17 protein-coding genes and 3 pseudogenes are annotated in these 16,199 nt (G+C 57.6%); 13 read left to right on the top strand and 7 right to left on the bottom strand.

Annotation, left to right across the window (positions count from 1 at the left end):
• Positions 1 to 285 precede the first annotated feature (285 nt).
• The 3 genes from RX328_RS13020 (at position 286) to RX328_RS13010 (ending at position 3,807) form a co-directional block, all read left to right on the top strand.
• Entirely contained in the window at positions 286 to 1,164 is an 879-nt protein-coding gene (locus RX328_RS13020) for a LysR substrate-binding domain-containing protein (protein ID WP_213253712.1), read from the top strand.
• 210 nt (positions 1,165 to 1,374) lie between these two features.
• Complete coding sequence (locus RX328_RS13015; RefSeq protein ID WP_317258702.1) at positions 1,375 to 2,706, top strand: IS1182 family transposase; 1,332 nt, start codon at positions 1,375 to 1,377, stop codon at positions 2,704 to 2,706.
• A gap of 135 nt (positions 2,707 to 2,841) precedes the next feature.
• Entirely contained in the window at positions 2,842 to 3,807 is a 966-nt protein-coding gene (locus RX328_RS13010) for an IS481 family transposase (RefSeq protein WP_317258655.1), read from the top strand.
• Here the strand turns inward: RX328_RS13010 and RX328_RS13005 are convergent.
• Positions 3,796 to 4,497, bottom strand: coding sequence for an alpha/beta fold hydrolase (locus RX328_RS13005; protein WP_213254911.1), 702 nt, complete (start codon positions 4,495 to 4,497; stop codon positions 3,796 to 3,798). The two genes, RX328_RS13010 and RX328_RS13005, sit on opposite strands and share 12 nt — an antisense overlap.
• 429 nt (positions 4,498 to 4,926) lie before the next feature.
• Here RX328_RS13005 and RX328_RS13000 point away from each other — a divergent pair, with 429 nt between their 5' ends.
• The 7 genes and pseudogenes from RX328_RS13000 (at position 4,927) to RX328_RS43565 (ending at position 7,861) form a co-directional block, all read left to right on the top strand.
• Entirely contained in the window at positions 4,927 to 5,172 is a 246-nt protein-coding gene (locus RX328_RS13000; protein WP_213254909.1) for a hypothetical protein, read from the top strand.
• 157 nt (positions 5,173 to 5,329) lie between these two features.
• Positions 5,330 to 5,549, top strand: a pseudogene (locus RX328_RS12995) (cysteine desulfurase NifS); the annotation flags it as partial.
• A gap of 4 nt (positions 5,550 to 5,553) precedes the next feature.
• A pseudogene (nifT, locus tag RX328_RS12990) lies at positions 5,554 to 5,776 on the top strand (putative nitrogen fixation protein NifT).
• The gene (locus RX328_RS12985; protein ID WP_256441740.1) at positions 5,773 to 5,907 is read left to right on the top strand and encodes a hypothetical protein; all 135 of its coding nucleotides are present in this window, start codon (positions 5,773 to 5,775) and stop codon (positions 5,905 to 5,907) included. Before nifT ends, RX328_RS12985 begins: the two are co-directional and overlap by 4 nt.
• Positions 5,904 to 6,131, top strand: coding sequence for a hypothetical protein (locus RX328_RS12980; RefSeq protein WP_057849738.1), 228 nt, complete (start codon positions 5,904 to 5,906; stop codon positions 6,129 to 6,131). Before RX328_RS12985 ends, RX328_RS12980 begins: the two co-directional genes overlap by 4 nt.
• 597 nt (positions 6,132 to 6,728) lie before the next feature.
• A complete protein-coding gene (locus tag RX328_RS12975; protein ID WP_213254905.1) occupies positions 6,729 to 7,313 on the top strand; it encodes a hypothetical protein in 585 nt (194 codons plus the stop codon).
• A 374-nt stretch (positions 7,314 to 7,687) separates the two neighbouring features.
• Positions 7,688 to 7,861: a hypothetical protein gene (locus tag RX328_RS43565; protein WP_375293266.1), complete on the top strand. Its 174-nt coding sequence runs from the start codon at positions 7,688 to 7,690 to the stop codon at positions 7,859 to 7,861.
• A gap of 321 nt (positions 7,862 to 8,182) precedes the next feature.
• Here the strand turns inward: RX328_RS43565 and RX328_RS12965 are convergent.
• Positions 8,183 to 8,837 (bottom strand): annotated as a pseudogene (locus RX328_RS12965) (IS630 family transposase); the annotation flags it as partial.
• 27 nt (positions 8,838 to 8,864) lie between these two features.
• Here RX328_RS12965 and RX328_RS12960 point away from each other — a divergent pair.
• Entirely contained in the window at positions 8,865 to 9,743 is an 879-nt protein-coding gene (locus RX328_RS12960; RefSeq protein ID WP_190242232.1) for a hypothetical protein, read from the top strand.
• Between the two features lie 60 nt (positions 9,744 to 9,803).
• On the opposite strand, the gene tnpB is transcribed toward RX328_RS12960, so the two are convergent.
• The 3 genes from tnpB to RX328_RS12945 are packed head-to-tail and all read right to left on the bottom strand — an operon-like array spanning position 9,804 to position 10,467.
• Positions 9,804 to 9,974 (bottom strand): IS66 family insertion sequence element accessory protein TnpB, encoded by a 171-nt coding sequence (gene tnpB / locus RX328_RS12955; protein ID WP_249727018.1) that lies wholly within the window; start codon positions 9,972 to 9,974, stop codon positions 9,804 to 9,806.
• On the bottom strand, positions 9,962 to 10,123 hold the full coding sequence (locus RX328_RS12950) for a hypothetical protein (RefSeq protein ID WP_213254921.1): 162 nt from the start codon (positions 10,121 to 10,123) through the stop codon (positions 9,962 to 9,964). The genes tnpB and RX328_RS12950 overlap by 13 nt, the downstream gene beginning before the upstream one ends.
• The gene (locus tag RX328_RS12945) at positions 10,120 to 10,467 is read right to left on the bottom strand and encodes a transposase (protein ID WP_317258729.1); all 348 of its coding nucleotides are present in this window, start codon (positions 10,465 to 10,467) and stop codon (positions 10,120 to 10,122) included. The genes RX328_RS12950 and RX328_RS12945 overlap by 4 nt, the downstream gene beginning before the upstream one ends.
• A gap of 1,341 nt (positions 10,468 to 11,808) precedes the next feature.
• On the opposite strand from RX328_RS12945, the gene RX328_RS12940 reads away from it, so the two are divergent.
• Both RX328_RS12940 and RX328_RS12935 read left to right on the top strand, forming a co-directional pair.
• Positions 11,809 to 11,994: a hypothetical protein gene (locus tag RX328_RS12940; RefSeq protein ID WP_145963793.1), complete on the top strand. Its 186-nt coding sequence runs from the start codon at positions 11,809 to 11,811 to the stop codon at positions 11,992 to 11,994.
• 272 nt (positions 11,995 to 12,266) lie between these two features.
• Positions 12,267 to 12,743: an Lrp/AsnC family transcriptional regulator gene (locus tag RX328_RS12935; RefSeq protein WP_108523191.1), complete on the top strand. Its 477-nt coding sequence runs from the start codon at positions 12,267 to 12,269 to the stop codon at positions 12,741 to 12,743.
• A 246-nt stretch (positions 12,744 to 12,989) separates the two neighbouring features.
• On the opposite strand, the gene RX328_RS43560 is transcribed toward RX328_RS12935, so the two are convergent.
• Positions 12,990 to 13,178 (bottom strand): helix-turn-helix domain-containing protein, encoded by a 189-nt coding sequence (locus RX328_RS43560; RefSeq protein ID WP_108523203.1) that lies wholly within the window; start codon positions 13,176 to 13,178, stop codon positions 12,990 to 12,992.
• Between the two features lie 1,962 nt (positions 13,179 to 15,140).
• A complete protein-coding gene (locus RX328_RS43555) occupies positions 15,141 to 15,698 on the bottom strand; it encodes a 4'-phosphopantetheinyl transferase (protein WP_375293227.1) in 558 nt (185 codons plus the stop codon).
• Between the last annotated feature and the right edge of the window lie 501 nt (positions 15,699 to 16,199).

The following is a 16,199-nucleotide window of genomic DNA, read 5'->3' as shown; positions in this document are numbered from 1 at the left end:
GCCCGTCGATGTACCGGCATCATCTATGCAACCCATTCGGACAGGATTTCGGCAAACTCGGAAAAGCCGTGCGAACGGTGAGCCCCGCCAAGAGACTAAATTGCCATCTTATCCTTTTTCAAAGTGAAAACCTGCAACGCAGCCGTACAAGAGCTAGAGAATCTCTTACAATCAACCTTGTTGTCGTTTCCCTTGAAGACTTTCAATCGCCCGAATTAACAGGGTTTCCGTCATCTTGAAAGTATCATTTCTTGAGATCCATGTTAGAGAATCTAACACCTAGGCATGCGCAAAATTCCACCTTTCACCGCTCTTCGTGCCTTTGAGGCGGTGTCACGCCATGAAAGCGTCACGCAAGCTGCCGCTGAACTGAATGTCAGCCACAGCGCTGTCAGCCAACAGTTGCGCCTGCTGGAAGGATATTTCTCCCGCAAATTGGTGCGGAAGGCTGGCAACCGCATTGAATTGACGCCTGCAGCACGTTCTTACGCTCATGATGTACGCAAGAGCCTCGATCTGTTGGCCGTTGCTTCGGAGGACTTTGCCAGCTCCGGCTCCGCACACTGCATCCGCATCAACGCGACGCCGTCGTTTGCGATGCGATGGCTCATCCCCCGTATCGCGGCCTTTCAGCGACTGAATCCGCGTATCGAAATTCGACTTGAAACCTCTAACACCGATGAGTTCGAGTCGAGCGTCGAGCAAAGTGATCTTGTCATCCGCCGCTATCCTATGAAAAAGGCCGGACTAGCTTGCCGTCATCTTCTCGATGACGAAGCCGTGGCGGTCGTCTCGCCAGTGCTGCTGTCGGAATTGAAAGTACGTCATGCTAAGGATTTGACGCGGTGCCCGCTACTGCACATGAAAAGCCGTATCTCGGCTTGGCCAGACTGGTTCCGCAAGGCTGGTATAGATATCAGTCAGACGCCACGTGGCCAAGTCTTTGACCACTTCTTTCTCTGCATAGAGGCAGCAATCAACGGCTATGGTATTGCTCTTGTGCCGGAGGCTCTCGTTTCGCTGGACATTGCAGAACGGCGCCTTGGAATTCTTTTTCCTCAATCACGCATCATTGGCTCTGGGTTCTACGGCCTATTCAACCCCTCAGCGCGCAAAGCAAGAAGTGTTGAACAGTTTATCACATGGCTGACTCAAGAAGACTAACTCCACGTGAAGACGTCGACTGGGTTGAGTGGCTCTGCCTGTCGCCCCCCGCAATTAAACACTTCGCGGCAAAGCCGGGCACGTCAGGTTGAAGAGCTCCCACATGGACCCGGATCTCGGTGGTGCCGCTTTCGTCCACATCTTCTAGGAGCCTGTCCAAGTAATCGGATTTTTCTCGACGAAGAACAAGCGTCGTGATTCAAACGGTGGATGAGCAAGACATTTCGTCCTTGGGACGTTGATCAGGTTTGGCTGCTGCCGCCATCGATCCAGGATTTGGTGCCTTCCGGGCACACGGCCCACTTTGTGCGCGACACGGTTCGCACCGGCTTGGACCTGTCGCGGATCATGGATGTCTACGACGAGGAGCGCGGCTTTCCGCCCTATCATCCTGGCATGATGGTAGCGCTGCTGCTTTATGCGTACAGCCAGGGGATCTACTCGTCGCGCAAGATCGCACGGGGCTGCGAGGAGCGGCTGGATTTTGCGGCTGTAACGGGGATGCAGCGTCCGGACTTCCGCACGATCAGCGAGTTCCGCAAGCGGCATTTGGCTGCGCTCTCCGGATTGTTCCGGCAGGTTCTTGCGCTGTGTCGCGCGGCGGGGCTCGTGAAGCTTGGCCACGTGGCGCTCGACGGCACCAAGATCAAGGCCAATGCCGGGATCAACAAGGCGATGAGCTATGGCCGGATGAAAGAGGCCGAGCCGAGGCTTGCGGCGGAGGTCGAGGGCTGGCTGGCCCAGGCCGCCCAAGCCGACAAGGCTGAGGATCGTCAGCTCGGAGCCTCGAAGCGTGGCGACGAAATGCCCGAGTGGATGGCCAACAAAGAGAAGCGGCTGGAGAAGATCCGGACCGCCAAGGCTGCGCTGGAAGCTGAAGCCAAAGCCAAAGCGGCCTCGAAGCCGGGCGACGACCGCTCCGGCGACGGCGGCAAGGGCCGGCCGGGATGCAAGTCCAAGCCCGTCACGGCAGAGCCGAGCGACAAGGCGCAGCGCAACTTCACCGATCCCGACAGCCGCGTGATGCCGACCAAAAACGGCTTCATCCAGGGCTACAACGCACAGGCCGCCGTCGATGGCGCCCATCAGATCATCGTGGCGCACACGCTGACCAACTCGCCAAGCGATCAGGCGCAGCTTGCGCCATTGCTCGATGCCATCAAAGCCAATCTCGGGAAGAACCCGGATGAAGCGTCGGCCGATGCAGGCTATTGCTCGCAAGCCAATCTTCGCACGCTCATTCGACGCCGGATCGAGGGCTACGTCGCCACCGGACGGCAAAAGCACGGCACCAAGGCGGCCACGACAAAAAGAAAGCTCAAATCCGGCACGCTCGTCGCCAGAATGAGCACAAAGCTCAAGCGCGCAGGCTATCGAAGCCGATATCGATTGCGAAAACAGATCGTCGAGCCCGTCTTCGGTCAGATCAAGCAGGCAAGAGGCTTCCGCCAGTTCCTCCTGCGCAGCATCGACAAGGTCAAAGCCGAATGGGCCATGATCTGCATCGCCCACAACCTCGCGAAACTCGCCGCCGCACGCTGAGGAGAACCTGTCTCCCCAAAAAAAGCTTCAGAACCCGCTTCGCTTAATCCTAAGTCCATTATAGGGACAGGCTCCTAGGTGTTTAGTCCCGAGCTTTGATGGTGCATTCTTATCGCACGATTCGAAGGATGCGCTATGGGACAAGTTTTACACGGCTGCGCCACCACGACGGAGGCAGTCCGTCGAGCAATACAGAATAGTCAAGAGAGCCTGAGGGCGCTCGCCAAGCGCTACGGGATCAACCAGAAGACCGTCGCGAAGTGGAAGGAGCGCGAGACTGTCGCCGATCTCCCGACAGGCCCGAAGGAAGCCAAATCGACCGTGCTTTCCATCGAGGAGGAGGCGATCATCGTCGCTTTCCGGCGGCATACGCTATTGCCGCTCGATGATTGCCTCTATGCGCTCCAGCCGACCATCCCGCATCTGACGCGATCATCCCTGCATCGCTGTCTCCAGCGCCACGGCATCAGCCGATTGCCGGAGGTCGAAGGCAGCAAGCCTCCGAAGAAAAAGTTCAAGGCTTACCCGATCGGTTATTTCCACATCGACATTGCTGAGCTCCAGACCGCTGAAGGCAAGCTCTACCTCTACGTCGCCATCGATCGCACCAGCAAGTTCGCCTTCGTGCAACTGGTCAGGAAGACGGGAAGGACCTCCGCCGCGGCCTTCCTCGAAGCTCTGATTGCGGCTGTCCCCTACAAGATCCACACGGTTCTCACCGACAATGGGATCCAGTTCACTTTCCCGCCGCGCTACGCAGACGGCCCGACGGCAAGATACGTGACACATATGTTCGATATGCGCTGCCAAGAGAATGGCATCGAACATCGGCTAACCAAGATCAAGCATCCCTGGACCAATGGCCAGGTCGAGCGCATGAACCGCACGATCAAGGAAGCGACCGTCCAACGCTACCATTACGATCGACACGATCAGCTCGAAGCACACCTTGCCGACTTCATTAACGCCTACAACTGCGCTCGGCGGCTGAAGACCCTGAAGGGTCTCACGCCCTACGAATACATCTGCAAATGCTGGACTTCCCAGCCAGAACGATTCAAACTTAATCCGCTCCAGAAAATGCCGGGACTAAACACCTAGGCCGGTTTCTAAACATGGCATGTCCTCGTCACCCACCGCGAGCAGTACCGGGACCGTCATCCGTGAAAATTCGTCGCGGAAGTTGTACAAAGCCGGTCGCACAGCTTGGCACTGAAGCAAAGTATTGGCCATCCCCTGCGCCGAATGCTGCTTGAGCCGATCTACGAACTCCTGCCAGCCCCTCGGATCCTTGTGTTTCAGTTGAATTCGCGTGGAGTGGCGTGCCATTTTCTCTGCCATGGCATCCATACCTCGCGCCGCCAATGCGCGCGCGAGAACAGACGTGTTCTTCAACCACCTTTCACGATCCGAGGCTGGAGATCCCGCCCCTGCTCCGGCTGCGACGATCGCGCTGCTCCTTTCGCGGTACCGCAACCCAAACAGCAGAGCAGCATAGGCGCCCATGCTAGATCCAACCATGTGGGCGCGCCCGATCGAGAGGTCGCGCATGACGATGCCGATGTCTTCCACGGCGACCTCCCAGCCGTATATGGCGGGATCATCAGGAACGTCGCTCGGTGGATATCCACGCGCGTTGTAGGCGATGCACCTATAACCACGCGAGAAATAACGGATCTGCGCTTCCCAGCTGTGCAGGTCGGATTCGAATTCATGAACGAAAATGATTGGATAGCCCCGCCCATATTCCTCGAAATACAGCCTTATTCCACCTGAATCGATATAAGGCATTGCCACCCCTTTTCTTGGAGCGCCGGCAAGACGCTGCCGCGCATCGAGTGGCGTTGTGGATGAGCAGGGATAAGAATGGAGGTGTCGATAACCGGCGGATCGGATTTCGACACACCTCTCTTGTCTGACGCGCTTCGGCCAGGCCCTTCAGGTCTATATCGGGAGCAACTCCTTAAGCTCGCCCGAGAGCACGATCTGGCTGAAGCGACGGGCGAGCTTCACGCGATCTCCTCGAGAATGAGCGCGTGTCCGTTGAGTAACCCCTCCGAAAGGGAGCTTAGACGCATTACTCTTGGCGCGTTGGCGTGCCGCCGACCCCAGCGCTGGTGTCCCATCGTCTTGGCGCGGCGCGCGCGAACTAGGTCTTCGCCGAAAAGTCGTCGTTCTCCGACTGTAGGCGCCTTATCGGACGCGAACAGTTTTGTTCACGTGGGTGACAATCAATATGTGCTTGACCCTCGGCAGCACCCCGACAAGTGGACGCTGAATGAGGAGGGAAAATGGCAGCGGGCGGACAAGCCTCGACTATATCTCTCCAAAGCTGAGAGTGGTGATGACGAAAACGAAGAAAGCGTCGAGGAATATTCCGGCGAAGAATATATCGAAACGGATTCGTCTGGGGATGATCCTTCTTGGTACTTCGATCCGCTCAATTTAGTCCCGGTGACCGGCTAGCAGAAGTCGCGCCAGGTGCGGCTTGGACTGAAAGTGGCCGACTTCTCATAGCCGCATGCACCGGGGCGAAAGTGGGGCTGCAACGGGAGCGCCCGCCACGCGCGGGCGTGCTGCTGATGTGACGCGCGAGCGGATATAGATTCGGAATCGGCACAGGCTCGGGTCAGCTTGCAGCTCCGGCTCAATGGAAGCATCGCATGTGCTGCGCGATGAATGTGCCGGCGACGAGCCTGCGGGGCGCGATCCGCTTTCCGCTTTCGCGTGAAACCACGATCGGAGAGATCGATCAGCTCTTGCGCGCGCTGTCCGGCATCGTGGCGCGCTTGCGCGCTGGACGCTCGCAGTCCTGCGGGCAATGTCCTTCGAACCAGAGTTGATCTTATGAAAGTCATGATTGCCGCTCGCCCGAGGCTGGCCTGTCGATTTACGTGCCGAAGAAGGACCTCGAAGAGTCGGTCGCTTGGATCGGAGCACGACACGCTGTGGGGCGGGTGGATAAGAATAGCCAATGGCTGGGTGCTCGATCTGCCTGAGATGGCGAGTGACATGCCGTTGCCGATCACGTAAATGCCAGGAACGTGGTGAGGACGGGGATGACCGATGAAGACGACCCCGCTCAATGCGAGCGACGCGGAGATGATCCTCATTGGCCTCGGCCTCAGGCAGCGTGCCCGCAGCATTATTCCCTATCTCGGCCCTTGCCTCACCGAGTTGTCCAAAGCGATGTGCCGATGACGCCGGAGGCCTTGGCTACCTTCTTCGCCGGCAACGTCGCGCTGCCCCGCCGGACCAAGGGCAATGTCTGCGCGTCGGCGCAGTACATCGAGACCAACAAACATCGCTCAGCCTTGACGGCACTGATGGCGCAGGCTTTTGCCCCACCGGTCGAGCTGACGGCACTTTATCATTATCTCGCGGCGCTGTTTCTGTTAAATGCGACCGTCTGGAATGATGATTAGGGCAATTCCATCTAATCGTCTATGCGTCAGTCCGGGCCACCATCCGAGCCATTGGCCTGAAGCGGGCGTGAGCAGTAGATCTTATAGACCTGGGCTCGGCCTGTCCCGAACCATCTCTGCCAACCGGAGAGCAGAGCAATTCCCCGAAGCTGCTGAGAACGCGCTCAAGCAGCAGCAGGCTCGGAAGAAACAAGACGAACAATGGCGCGAACATCAGAGGGGTCACACTCGAGAATGATCGGGGTAGCCGGGTTCGAAGCGAAGATGTGGCGCACGACCTGACACAAAGAAAGAAGAGACGTGGTGAGACAATAACGCCAATGAAGGTAAAACACCCGTCTTGGTAAGATCGCCGAGCTGCTCTATTGCTGGGCTAATGGCACAGGATCTCATTCCCGGAGTCCAGAAGATCGAGTTGGGAACGCGGGCGCGGGTACAGCTGTGTCCCGAAACTCGTCAGCTTCCTGACAGCTAAGCTCCCTAACATGAGAACGTGGTCTCTTGACGACGGATGCCGCCGATGGGTCAACTGGTGACAAGCCCAAGGAAAGCTCTGGCGGATTTGAGCCCACGTTCTCAAACCAATAGGAGAGCTGTATGGATTTCAACCGGATCGACGGTGCTGGGTCTCCAGGGTCCCCAAGTGCCTACGAGTGGACTCAAGAAGATCATGACCTATTTAGTCGAGTGATGAATGAAGCCGGGCCGTCCTCGTCTGCCGAGCCAGACAAGACGGTATATGATGTCTCATGGGCCGTTCCCGAAATGTTTTCGCACGGCTCCCAAGTCGCCCCGCTCCGAATGATCGAGAAACTGACCTACCACGGTCTCCTGCCCGACTCGGAGCAGCCGACGATGAGCTACGAGATCCGGGGTCACCTCTACACGGCCGCATTGGATCCGTCTCAGAGCGTACGCCTCATTCATAACCCACCGGAAGCTCAAATGCCGCGACTCGGGTCGACGGGGGCGCCAGATTTCGGAGCGTTCTTCGTTGAGACCCGGCGTGGTCGTGTGCCCCGCCCGGAGCAATGGGCCCCGCTGGCGCTTATTGAAAAGCTGCGCGAACATGGGCTCATGCCTACCGCAGACCACCCAACAACCATTTCGCTCGGCAGCAAGCTTTATAACGCCGAGCTAAAAGAAGGAGGGTTCGTTAGGCTTACGCGCCGCCAGACCTGAAATCTATGCGGTGGCTGAGCCAACTTGGCTGGGCGGGAGCCCTCCGGTCCAGCCGGCTTCTACTACATAGACAATTCACCGTTCCCCACTAACTGTCCGCATCGCCAGCGGGTGCGCATTTTGTCGAACCCGCTGGCAGCTGGCGAGCATGAACGCTGTGGCAGTTGAGTGGCTGCGCAAGCTGATGGCGGTCCGGCGGATTTCCTGAATGCAGTACCGGCCAATAGCGATGCTGCGGTAGCGCTCGCGATCGCGCTCCTGCCATATGGCGCTACTCGCAGGGAGATGGGGCTAAGCATCAAGCATCGGCAGCATAGAGGATTAAACATCGAACAGAGAATTCCCACCAGCCCGCTCGCCGAAGAGAGCGGCAGATGAAGCGCTTCAAATCGGCACGACAGGCGCAGCGCTTTCTTTCTATCCACGATCCCATCGCGAACCTGTTTCACCTAAGGCCCCATCGCTTGACTGCTAGCACCTATCGCGAAGCCCATGGGGTCGCCTTCGAGACATGGGCGGACATCACCTCGGTCGCGCTCGCTGCCTGAAAACTATGCTCTTCCCCGCCCAAGATCCGTCGGATGCCCGTTAACGTGACGATGCCCTTCCTCATGCTCTCTAAGCCGGGTAACACCTGCGCCCGTCAGCTTGTCATCAGCTTGTCTGAGTATCATGCAGCCCGACGCGCTTGCGAAGAGACTTCGCCGAAGGGAAACGCGAATCGCCATGTATAATCGAATTAGTGGCTCATCCACACGCGCTAGCCAAGCTGACGAACCGAACCAGTCGGTGGATAGCGACAGCTTTACGGAAACGCTTGCGGGCATGCCGTCCCAATCGGCGCCGGATCCCGATGCTAGTACCCGGAATCAGAGTTGAGTGATACGGCGGCCTTTGAATCTGCGTTGACGGACTTTTTTCTTGGTCCAGACGAAGGGCTCGGCTTTGTCGTTGTAGGCGTCGACGTAGGCATCGATGTGTTCCTGCAGCTGCTTGAGGCTTGTGAAGGAGGTGCCGCTGAGCGACTGCCCCTGCAGGATCGAAAACCAAACTTCGACCTGATTGAGCTAGGATGCGCTTGTCGGCGTGAAATGAAATTTCACATTGGGGTGGGCCTTTAGCCAGTGCTCGTTCTTCTTGTGGGTGTTGAGGTTGTCGAGGATGACGTGAAGCTGGCGGTCCGGAAAAGCCGAGGTGACGCTGTCCATGAAGTCGAGGAACTCGACACGGCGCCGCCGTTTTGAATGCATCGCGATGATCTTTCCGGTCGCAACCTCGAGCGCCGCAAACAGCGTTGTCGTGCCATGCACGCGTGTAATCGTGGCTCTGACCGGTCAAGGCGCGACCATTGGGCAACTTCAGATAACCTTGCGCTCGCTCCAAAGCCTGGATTGAAGGCTTTTCGTCCACGCATAGCACGATAGCCTTCTCGGGCGGGGCGACGTAGAGGCCGACAACATCGACGGCTTTGGCCGTGAAGTTCGGGTCATTGCTCTCGCACCCGGACTTGCGAGCCACGAGGTCATCCGTGCTCCCCGCGTCGACGCCGCCGTGGCGCAAGCGTTCCTCACAGCGCTGGCGCCGGCCGAGATCGACGCGTTGTCGTGCGCTCGTCGCGCTCAGCAACAGACGTACAAAGCAATACGGAGCAATGCCGAGCAGCAGCTCGAGCGCCGGCGCTACGAATCAGCGCTCGCCGAACGTCAGTTCAACCGCGTCGATCCTGACAACCGGCTTGTCGCCGCCGAGCTCGAGCGCCGTTGGGAGGAGGCTCTGAAGGAGGTCCGAGCGGCAGAGGAGGTCCTGGCCCGTTTGGAGTCTCCCCAGGCTATCGCTCAGATCACCGTCGGCAACAAGGCGCTGAACGACAAAGTCGTCCGCCTCTCCGGCCGTCTGCCTGCGATCTGGACAGACCCGAGCACGACCGACGCAAAACGCAAGGCGCTGCTGCGCTGTCTCATTGACAAGGTGATCCTCGACCGCGGCGAGCACGACGTCGTCAGGGTGAGGATCGTCTGGCGCGGCGGAGCTGTCACCGAGATCGAGGTAAAGATGCGTGTCAACTCAGTAGCGAGTCTCACCCAAGGCGCGGAGATGCGAGAACGCGTGCTCAAGCTCGCCCGCACCAAGATGCACGACGACGAGATCGCTGCCATGTTGACGAACGAAGGACACCGGTCACCAAATTGCCCCGACAAAGTGCTGCCGATCACCGTCCAGCGCATTCGCTTGCACGCCGGCCTCAAGGGGGCTTACCGAGCAACGTACGCGATGGCGGCATTCACCGGACTTGCTCAGCGCCCAGCAACTCGCCGGCGTATTGAACATTCCAGTGAACTGGCTGTACGTTCAGATCAGGCAAAGGCGCCTTTTGATCGATCGTCACTCTTCCGGCGCGCACCTGTTCTCCAACACGTCGCACGTGATTGAGGCTGTTCGAAAACTACGCAATCACGCGTTCGATCATCTTGATCTCAGAATCACTGAGCCTCACGAGGAGGGGCATTCGCATGGATAGTCGAGCAGCATCGCGAGCTGCGTCGCACTTAGATGCACCACGCCGTCGCGGACGGGCGGCCAGGTAAAGCGTCCCTGGTGCAGCCACTTCGTCACCAGCACCATGCCGCTGCAGTCCCACGCCAGAAGCTTCACTCTGTCCATACGCTTGCTGCGGAACACGAAGACGTCGCCGCAATACGGATTCGCGCGCAGGCTTCGCTCACCAGCGCCGACAGCGTGTGCACCGACTTGCGGAAATCGACCGGCTGTGTCGCCAGCACCACCTTGAGGTCGGACCGTAGCGCAATCACCGGATGCCCCGAAGCGCTGCCAGCACGGTCGACAGCGTCGCCAGCTCCACGCCCGGCTCGCCCCGGATGCGCGCCCCGCTCACCTCGATCTCGATCACCCCGCAGGCCTTGGCCCGCGGCGCGCTGATCTCCAAAGGCTTCGTTTGTACCGGCGAAATACGCTCGGACTCGCCTGCTGTCCCGCCACCGCTCTCGGCACCAATTTGGATCGGCACGAAGTTTGGCGGCTTGCCCGCTACCGCCGCCGCAACTTGGCGTCGCCACACCGTAAGCAGCCCGCGGGAAACGCCATTGCGCCGCGCCACCTCGGAGATGTTCGCACCCTCCTCAACGCTCTCCGCCACGATCCGGGCCTTCTCCTCGCCCGTCCACCGTCACCGTCGGCGCTCCCCGGTGATCACCTCGACGCGGCGATAAGAGTCACCTTCCTGCCTGGCATCAAGCATGGCATTTGCCATCGCGCCACCTCCACAGATCAGCTCATGCCAAGCTGTATCGCAGGTGAACCTCGCGATGGCGAGGTGGGGGCCTCATGCCGGTTACCGTAGAAAGCGATATGGTGCACTCCTTCCATCCAGACGACCATGATCGGAAGAAATGTGGAGAGTAAGCATTCTCCGCCCCCGTAATGAAAAAGGAAGGCCGAGATCGACATCTCACACGCTCTGCCGGTAACACATGGCTCGCGTTAAAGCTTGTTCGCGTGCCTGTATTGGCAGTGGCGACTTCACGAGTGCTGCTACAAACCCATCGCATCCCGGCCGCTTGAATCCATCAAAAAAATGTACCAAAGCGCAGAAATTCCACGAAGATGCGCTGCTCATTGCATTAATCAAGATCTAAATATTCGTTAAACTCAGCAAACCTCGCAAAGCACTCCGATGGAGCGAGCCGCTTCGCCAACAAGGCGGACCTCAGACTTGGGATCGCTGCACCTCACCTGCGGGCATGGTGAAGCGGAAGACAATGTAGGGAGGCTATAGACGTAATGCCGACTGAAGGCGAACATGCGCAAAGCTTCCACCGTGGCTCGATTGAGAGCCTAAGATTTATGGTGGCCCCGAGATCGGCGCGCGAGGCCTGCATCTATCGATGCTATCTTGATGCCATGAATGCCACTGTCGGCCTGATCTTCCGGCCATCCTCAACACACCTGAAACGTTCGTGATGAAGGCGATTCAGTGTGCGGCTTCGCCGAGGATGACACTTTGATAAGTTTTCAAAGGTTAGTTCCACACTGTGTCGGCATCCATGAGTACTTCGATTGATGATAGCTTAAGTGAGATCAGATCAGTGCGCAATGAAATTTGGCGTTGTCTTAAGTTGCTTCAAAGCGAGTTGCCTGATGAGGAGCGAAAGCTCATCGAGCAACGCCTGGTTGAACAGTGTTCCGCCTTCGAACGGCTGTTAGCGACCACATTTCCTTTCACGTTGAGGCTCAAGTCAACTTCAGTACCTGTGCCGCTCAACACGTAACTAAGTCTACCGGCATGAGCCCCTCACCTCCATCCTTCGGCTCACCTGCGATCCGGCCTAGACTGAGTTCATCAGTGGAGGTGGAATGGCGGCAATGCGATGCATGATTTCAGGCAGGAAGTTGATTCCTATCGTTGCATCGAGGTCATCGCCCTGGGCCGCCGGCGGCAGCGCCCCAACGATGGATAGGCGAGGAGAAGGCCCGGAGCGTGGAGCAACGTTTTCAGAAGGATGCGAACATTGTAAGCGGTCTTTGGCGCAATCGCGTTGCCAGCGGCAAGGCCGAGATCGGCCGCCAGCTTGAGCAAATCCGTCAGCAAGTTAGAGCCGAGGGGCCCGCAATCTCCGGAACCCAAAAGCTTCGCAAGAGAAAGCAGAGCCAGCTTGAAATTTGAGCATAGGCCCTCCTTTAAACGAACGATCTTTGGCAAAGGTGGGGAGCAGCAGGTGATCGCACCAACGCCTCATACCATTCACACGTCGTCGTTAACGTTCACTGGCTGCTCTTCATCCGGCAGGATGATCAACTCCTGGCGGAGCAGACTCACTACCAGCGGCCAAGACGGTGCGATGGCCCACGCGGTCATTCGTTGAAATCATCGCATGCATTTGGAATATTTTGGACGCCTTTCGGGATGAAATTCACCTCAAGGCCGGGGAGCCGATTATGCAATACGATCGGATAGACGCCCGCATCCTCGAGATTGTGCAAAAGAACAACCGCCTAACTTCCGAGGTGATCGGCGCACTAGCAGGGCTTTCTGCTACCGCGTGTCAACGACGACTGAAGAGGCTCCGTTCGGAGGGCATTATCGAGGCCGATGTTTCAATCGTTTCGCCGAAAGCGGTGGGCAGACCTATTCAAATGCTGGTGCTGGTGACCATGGAGCGAGAGCGTTCAGATATAATCGATAGATTCAAGAAGGCCATCAGATCGTCCGTTGAGATCGTCAACGGCTTCTACGTCACCGGCGACGCGGATTTTGTCCTATACGTTACCGCGCCCACAATGGAAGATTATGAGGAGTTCACTCGGCGGTTCTTCTATGTGAACCCGGACATTAAGAGCTTCAAGACGATGGTCGTATTGGATCGCGTAAAGGCGGGCTTTGCTGTTCCCGTTGAAGCACCATCCGAGAATTGACAACACGCTGATGCAGGCGTTTCACCCCGCGGATCGACGCGTTTGCGCGCTTTTCATCACTTAACGCGCATAGAAACCGCGGATGCTATCGCTTTCTGCTTGTATGCTGATGAGGAAGGGTTCGAAAAGCTTCCGTGCTCCCTTTCGGTGCGACAGCAAGCGATAGGTGTGCCGTACCTGCCAGCTGAGCGGACGACCTCCACTTTGATCAGCGCCTTTGAGTTGAGCCTCTCCCGTCGTTCAACTTCACGGAAAAACGCCCAGGTCATTACCTAATCTCGCGCAGAAACTTTCAAGCAGCACAATGCTGACGGTCGATTGCCTCGTTTCGAACCGACTGATCATCCGGACTGAAATACATGCTGCCGATGCACCATCGCCAAGCGTAAGCCCGCTCTCGAGCCGGGCACGCCGAATGGCAGCCCCCCTTCTCATCGATCGGCGCCTTTGCGGTCGCGCAGCGGTAGGCGGAAGCCGCTCCGGCACGCTTCCTTCTTAAGCTTACTCGGGCGCTTCCAATCCGCTCGCTTGACTTACCCAACTCGACGTCCCCCGCAGAAATTGCTTGCACAAGATTTGACGGCTAGACGCTTCGCGACTAGCAACGCTCGTTTGTCGCCATTGGTTCTCCTCGCCGATCCACAACAGTGCTCCGGCTTGAGATCGCGTCGAGGACATTCGCCCGAAGCTCCAGAAACGTTCATCGAAATTTTTATCGGCAGTCCTTAGCCAAAGGTGACGGATCCGACCGAGAGGACCGCACCATGTTTGGCTCGGTACGATAGGCCGTTCCGGCAACGAATGCGAGACTACTAAGGCCCGACAACCCTTCGAGTGTCATGATGCGGTGCTCGATCAATGTGATTGCAACATTCATCTCCTTCGAGAGCAAGCGGAGTAGACACTCGACGCACCTCACCTACTCCGATGTTAGGGGGTTAAGCGTGCCACACGCAGCCATCACGAATGTCCGATTCCTCGAGCCCCAGCCTTCTCGTCGTCATAGCTTCGATTAGCGCATCGATCTGGTGCTTGGTCGTGCCCGGCGTGACGACCAGGTGGCTGACGTCCTGCGTCGCAATCTACCACTTGGTCTTGATGCATTCTCCAACGGGAGGGAAGACCACGGTCAGCGCATCGGGATTGCGCCACGCTCTCACGCCATGGGCATTTAGCTCTTCGGCTGCGTAGGCCGCGAGTTGCTCACATTGACGGAAGGTTCGCTTGATCCCTCCGATACCTAGGCTGCGGATCGCATATCAGAGAACAATCGGGGTACCCTTTCGGTTTCCGCTCGCCTGTACTCTGGAACGCTCCCGAGCAGGAACTTCATCATCCGCGCGTCGTTCCGATGCATTTTGTCGGTCTGCCACAGAAGCGCGCCTTTGTCGCCGTTATCGAAATATGCCGCTTCGATTGGTGTATGGATCGCCGCAGTAATGCTCGATGAACCCGCTGAATGGCGCAAGTAGCGCTCCGGCTCCGGATAGAGCCACCTAGATAAGGGGCACATTGTAAAAGCCGTCGTCAGAATGGCGTTGACACTCGATTGGCTCTCAGGGGCGACGGTCTTGATCGATTCGTTCTCACTAGACGCGGATTTCATCATTACACCTATGTCGAGAACCGTGCGAACAGCACCGGTCCGCAAGCGTAACGAAGCACAGCGGAAATGGGTTGAGAGGCTTAGAAACCCAAAAAGCTCCCAATGCTCCGCAGCTCGCGATTCCCCTTTCAATTGCAACTTCGGACTTCTGCGACCGGCTTGGCCCTACTGCCACCTGGCGCGGTGCAGGATTTGAGCCACTGCGACGCAACCGCAAATTGGCTGTTTTTTTCGCTCGCGATGTCGCATTCGCAACAGCTTGGCGGCTTCTAGACAAGAGGCGCGTTTGCTTTCGTACGGAAGCGCGCGCGCAGGCCAAGGCGAATTGCGACTCGGCAGCCCGACGGGCGCCCACCGCCTCGATCATCTCTGGCTTGGCTGTTGCTTGCGGCGTCGCTCTCACCACGTTGCGTATCCGGCAGTTACATAGCTTGTTCGATGTTGGATCTAACGCCGCCATCGCTATTGCGAGCGTGGGCATCATCGCGCGAAACCCGGATAACGGCAGCTAGTCGTGACCTATCAGGCGCTCCCTTTTCACGGTTTCCTGATTGAGAGACCCACATGATGACCGGCATCTCAGCTCACGTTCGATCAGAAAGGGCTCGGTGAAGGACCTTGTCTGGTCGGATCGCGGAGAGGGCAGCGGGGCGCTACGGAGTCATACACATTAAGCTTCTTATCGGAGTCAAAGCGCCCACTCGCTACTAGAACAGAAGAATATTCTTCAATTGCAAGGCAACCTCGATGAGGTCTCGTTTGGCCTTCCAGCATTTAGCTGACGAGATGCATCACGCGCCTCGAAATCGCACGGCTAGTGCTAGAATTCCTCCAACAAATGGACGATAGATTCCATTTATGGTTCGACTGCCGAAACTAGTAGGCTTTTCCGGGTTGACAATCTCAGCCTCGAAGACCCCGCTCTGATCATTCGTCCTGACACTGACATCTTGAAAATCCAAGAATTCACCAGTTGCCGGCGCATATGATTTGTATACGGCTTCCTTTATTGCGAAGAACAATTTCGGGCCGAAGCGACTGCTGGACCACTCCTTACGTTCGATTTCCTCGGAGGTGCACACGAGCGGCAAAAGGTCCGCACCTAGCGGTTCATGATCTTCAATGTCCAACCCCAGAGCGAGCACAGTGTTGGACTTTCCAGCAACAGCTCCGCAATCAGACGAAGAGTGGGAAATGCTGCCGACGACCCCCGAAGGCCAAAGAGGAGCCCGATCCACTCTCGACAAAATCGGAACAGGAGCGAAACCCAATTTGCGCAAGACCTCATGAGCGTGATGCCGTCCCCAGGCGAACTCACGCCGACGACGAAGCGAGACGTTCCCCAACATGTCGTCTTCGGCCGGAAATGGGAGGGGGACCGGGTCACATATCGATCCGCCGGAAAAGCTGATGTCATTTGCCAAAGCTGCGCCGATAGCAGCCCCTAACGTCGTTAGCGTTTTCATAGGTTGGACCAACCTTTGTTCTGGAACAATCTGAAGCTGCAGATCTGAGCTCGCTTTACGTTAGCTAGCCTGAGATCGCAGGCCGCTCAAGGCCCGCAGCGTCCGAGACGAAGTCATGCTCTGCGACGCTCGATATTTCGACGGCAGGATCGGACCGATCGAGCGTGCATCGGACGAGCTCTGCGCTGACGCGACCCGCTTTCGAGATCGACAGCCCTCGCGCCACACCTGGCTGGCCGAATTGCATCACCGTTGTCGGAGCTGTCGCAGAGTGCTCAGAGTGGACGGGTACGGCCTTCAACAATTCCGGTGAGGCAGAGGTCGGGGCGGATTGGTACCCTGCTTGTGGACGTCGAGCAGAATTATGCAGTCTATGTGGAACCT

Origin of the sequence: Bradyrhizobium sp. sBnM-33 (genome assembly GCF_032917945.1) — a bacterium.
Lineage (GTDB): Bacteria > Pseudomonadota > Alphaproteobacteria > Rhizobiales > Xanthobacteraceae > Bradyrhizobium.
This window is presented reverse-complemented; position numbering and strand designations above follow the sequence as displayed.

Excerpts from the sequence above, each read along its gene's own strand:
- RX328_RS12975 (WP_213254905.1), top strand. The coding sequence starts at position 6,729 with ATGGATTTCAACCGGATCGACGGTGCTGGGTCTCCAGGGTCCCCAAGT.
- RX328_RS43555 (WP_375293227.1), bottom strand. The coding sequence starts at position 15,698 with ATGTTGGGGAACGTCTCGCTTCGTCGTCGGCGTGAGTTCGCCTGGGGA.
- RX328_RS13015 (WP_317258702.1), top strand. The coding sequence starts at position 1,375 with ATGAGCAAGACATTTCGTCCTTGGGACGTTGATCAGGTTTGGCTGCTG.
- RX328_RS13020 (WP_213253712.1), top strand. The coding sequence starts at position 286 with ATGCGCAAAATTCCACCTTTCACCGCTCTTCGTGCCTTTGAGGCGGTG.
- RX328_RS12935 (WP_108523191.1), top strand. The coding sequence starts at position 12,267 with ATGCAATACGATCGGATAGACGCCCGCATCCTCGAGATTGTGCAAAAG.
- RX328_RS13010 (WP_317258655.1), top strand. The coding sequence starts at position 2,842 with ATGGGACAAGTTTTACACGGCTGCGCCACCACGACGGAGGCAGTCCGT.
- RX328_RS43560 (WP_108523203.1), bottom strand. The coding sequence starts at position 13,178 with ATGAGAAGGGGGGCTGCCATTCGGCGTGCCCGGCTCGAGAGCGGGCTT.
- tnpB (WP_249727018.1), bottom strand. The coding sequence starts at position 9,974 with ATGGACAGAGTGAAGCTTCTGGCGTGGGACTGCAGCGGCATGGTGCTG.
- RX328_RS43565 (WP_375293266.1), top strand. The coding sequence starts at position 7,688 with ATGAAGCGCTTCAAATCGGCACGACAGGCGCAGCGCTTTCTTTCTATC.
- RX328_RS12985 (WP_256441740.1), top strand. The coding sequence starts at position 5,773 with ATGAAGACGACCCCGCTCAATGCGAGCGACGCGGAGATGATCCTCATT.
- RX328_RS12980 (WP_057849738.1), top strand. The coding sequence starts at position 5,904 with ATGACGCCGGAGGCCTTGGCTACCTTCTTCGCCGGCAACGTCGCGCTG.
- RX328_RS13005 (WP_213254911.1), bottom strand. The coding sequence starts at position 4,497 with ATGCCTTATATCGATTCAGGTGGAATAAGGCTGTATTTCGAGGAATAT.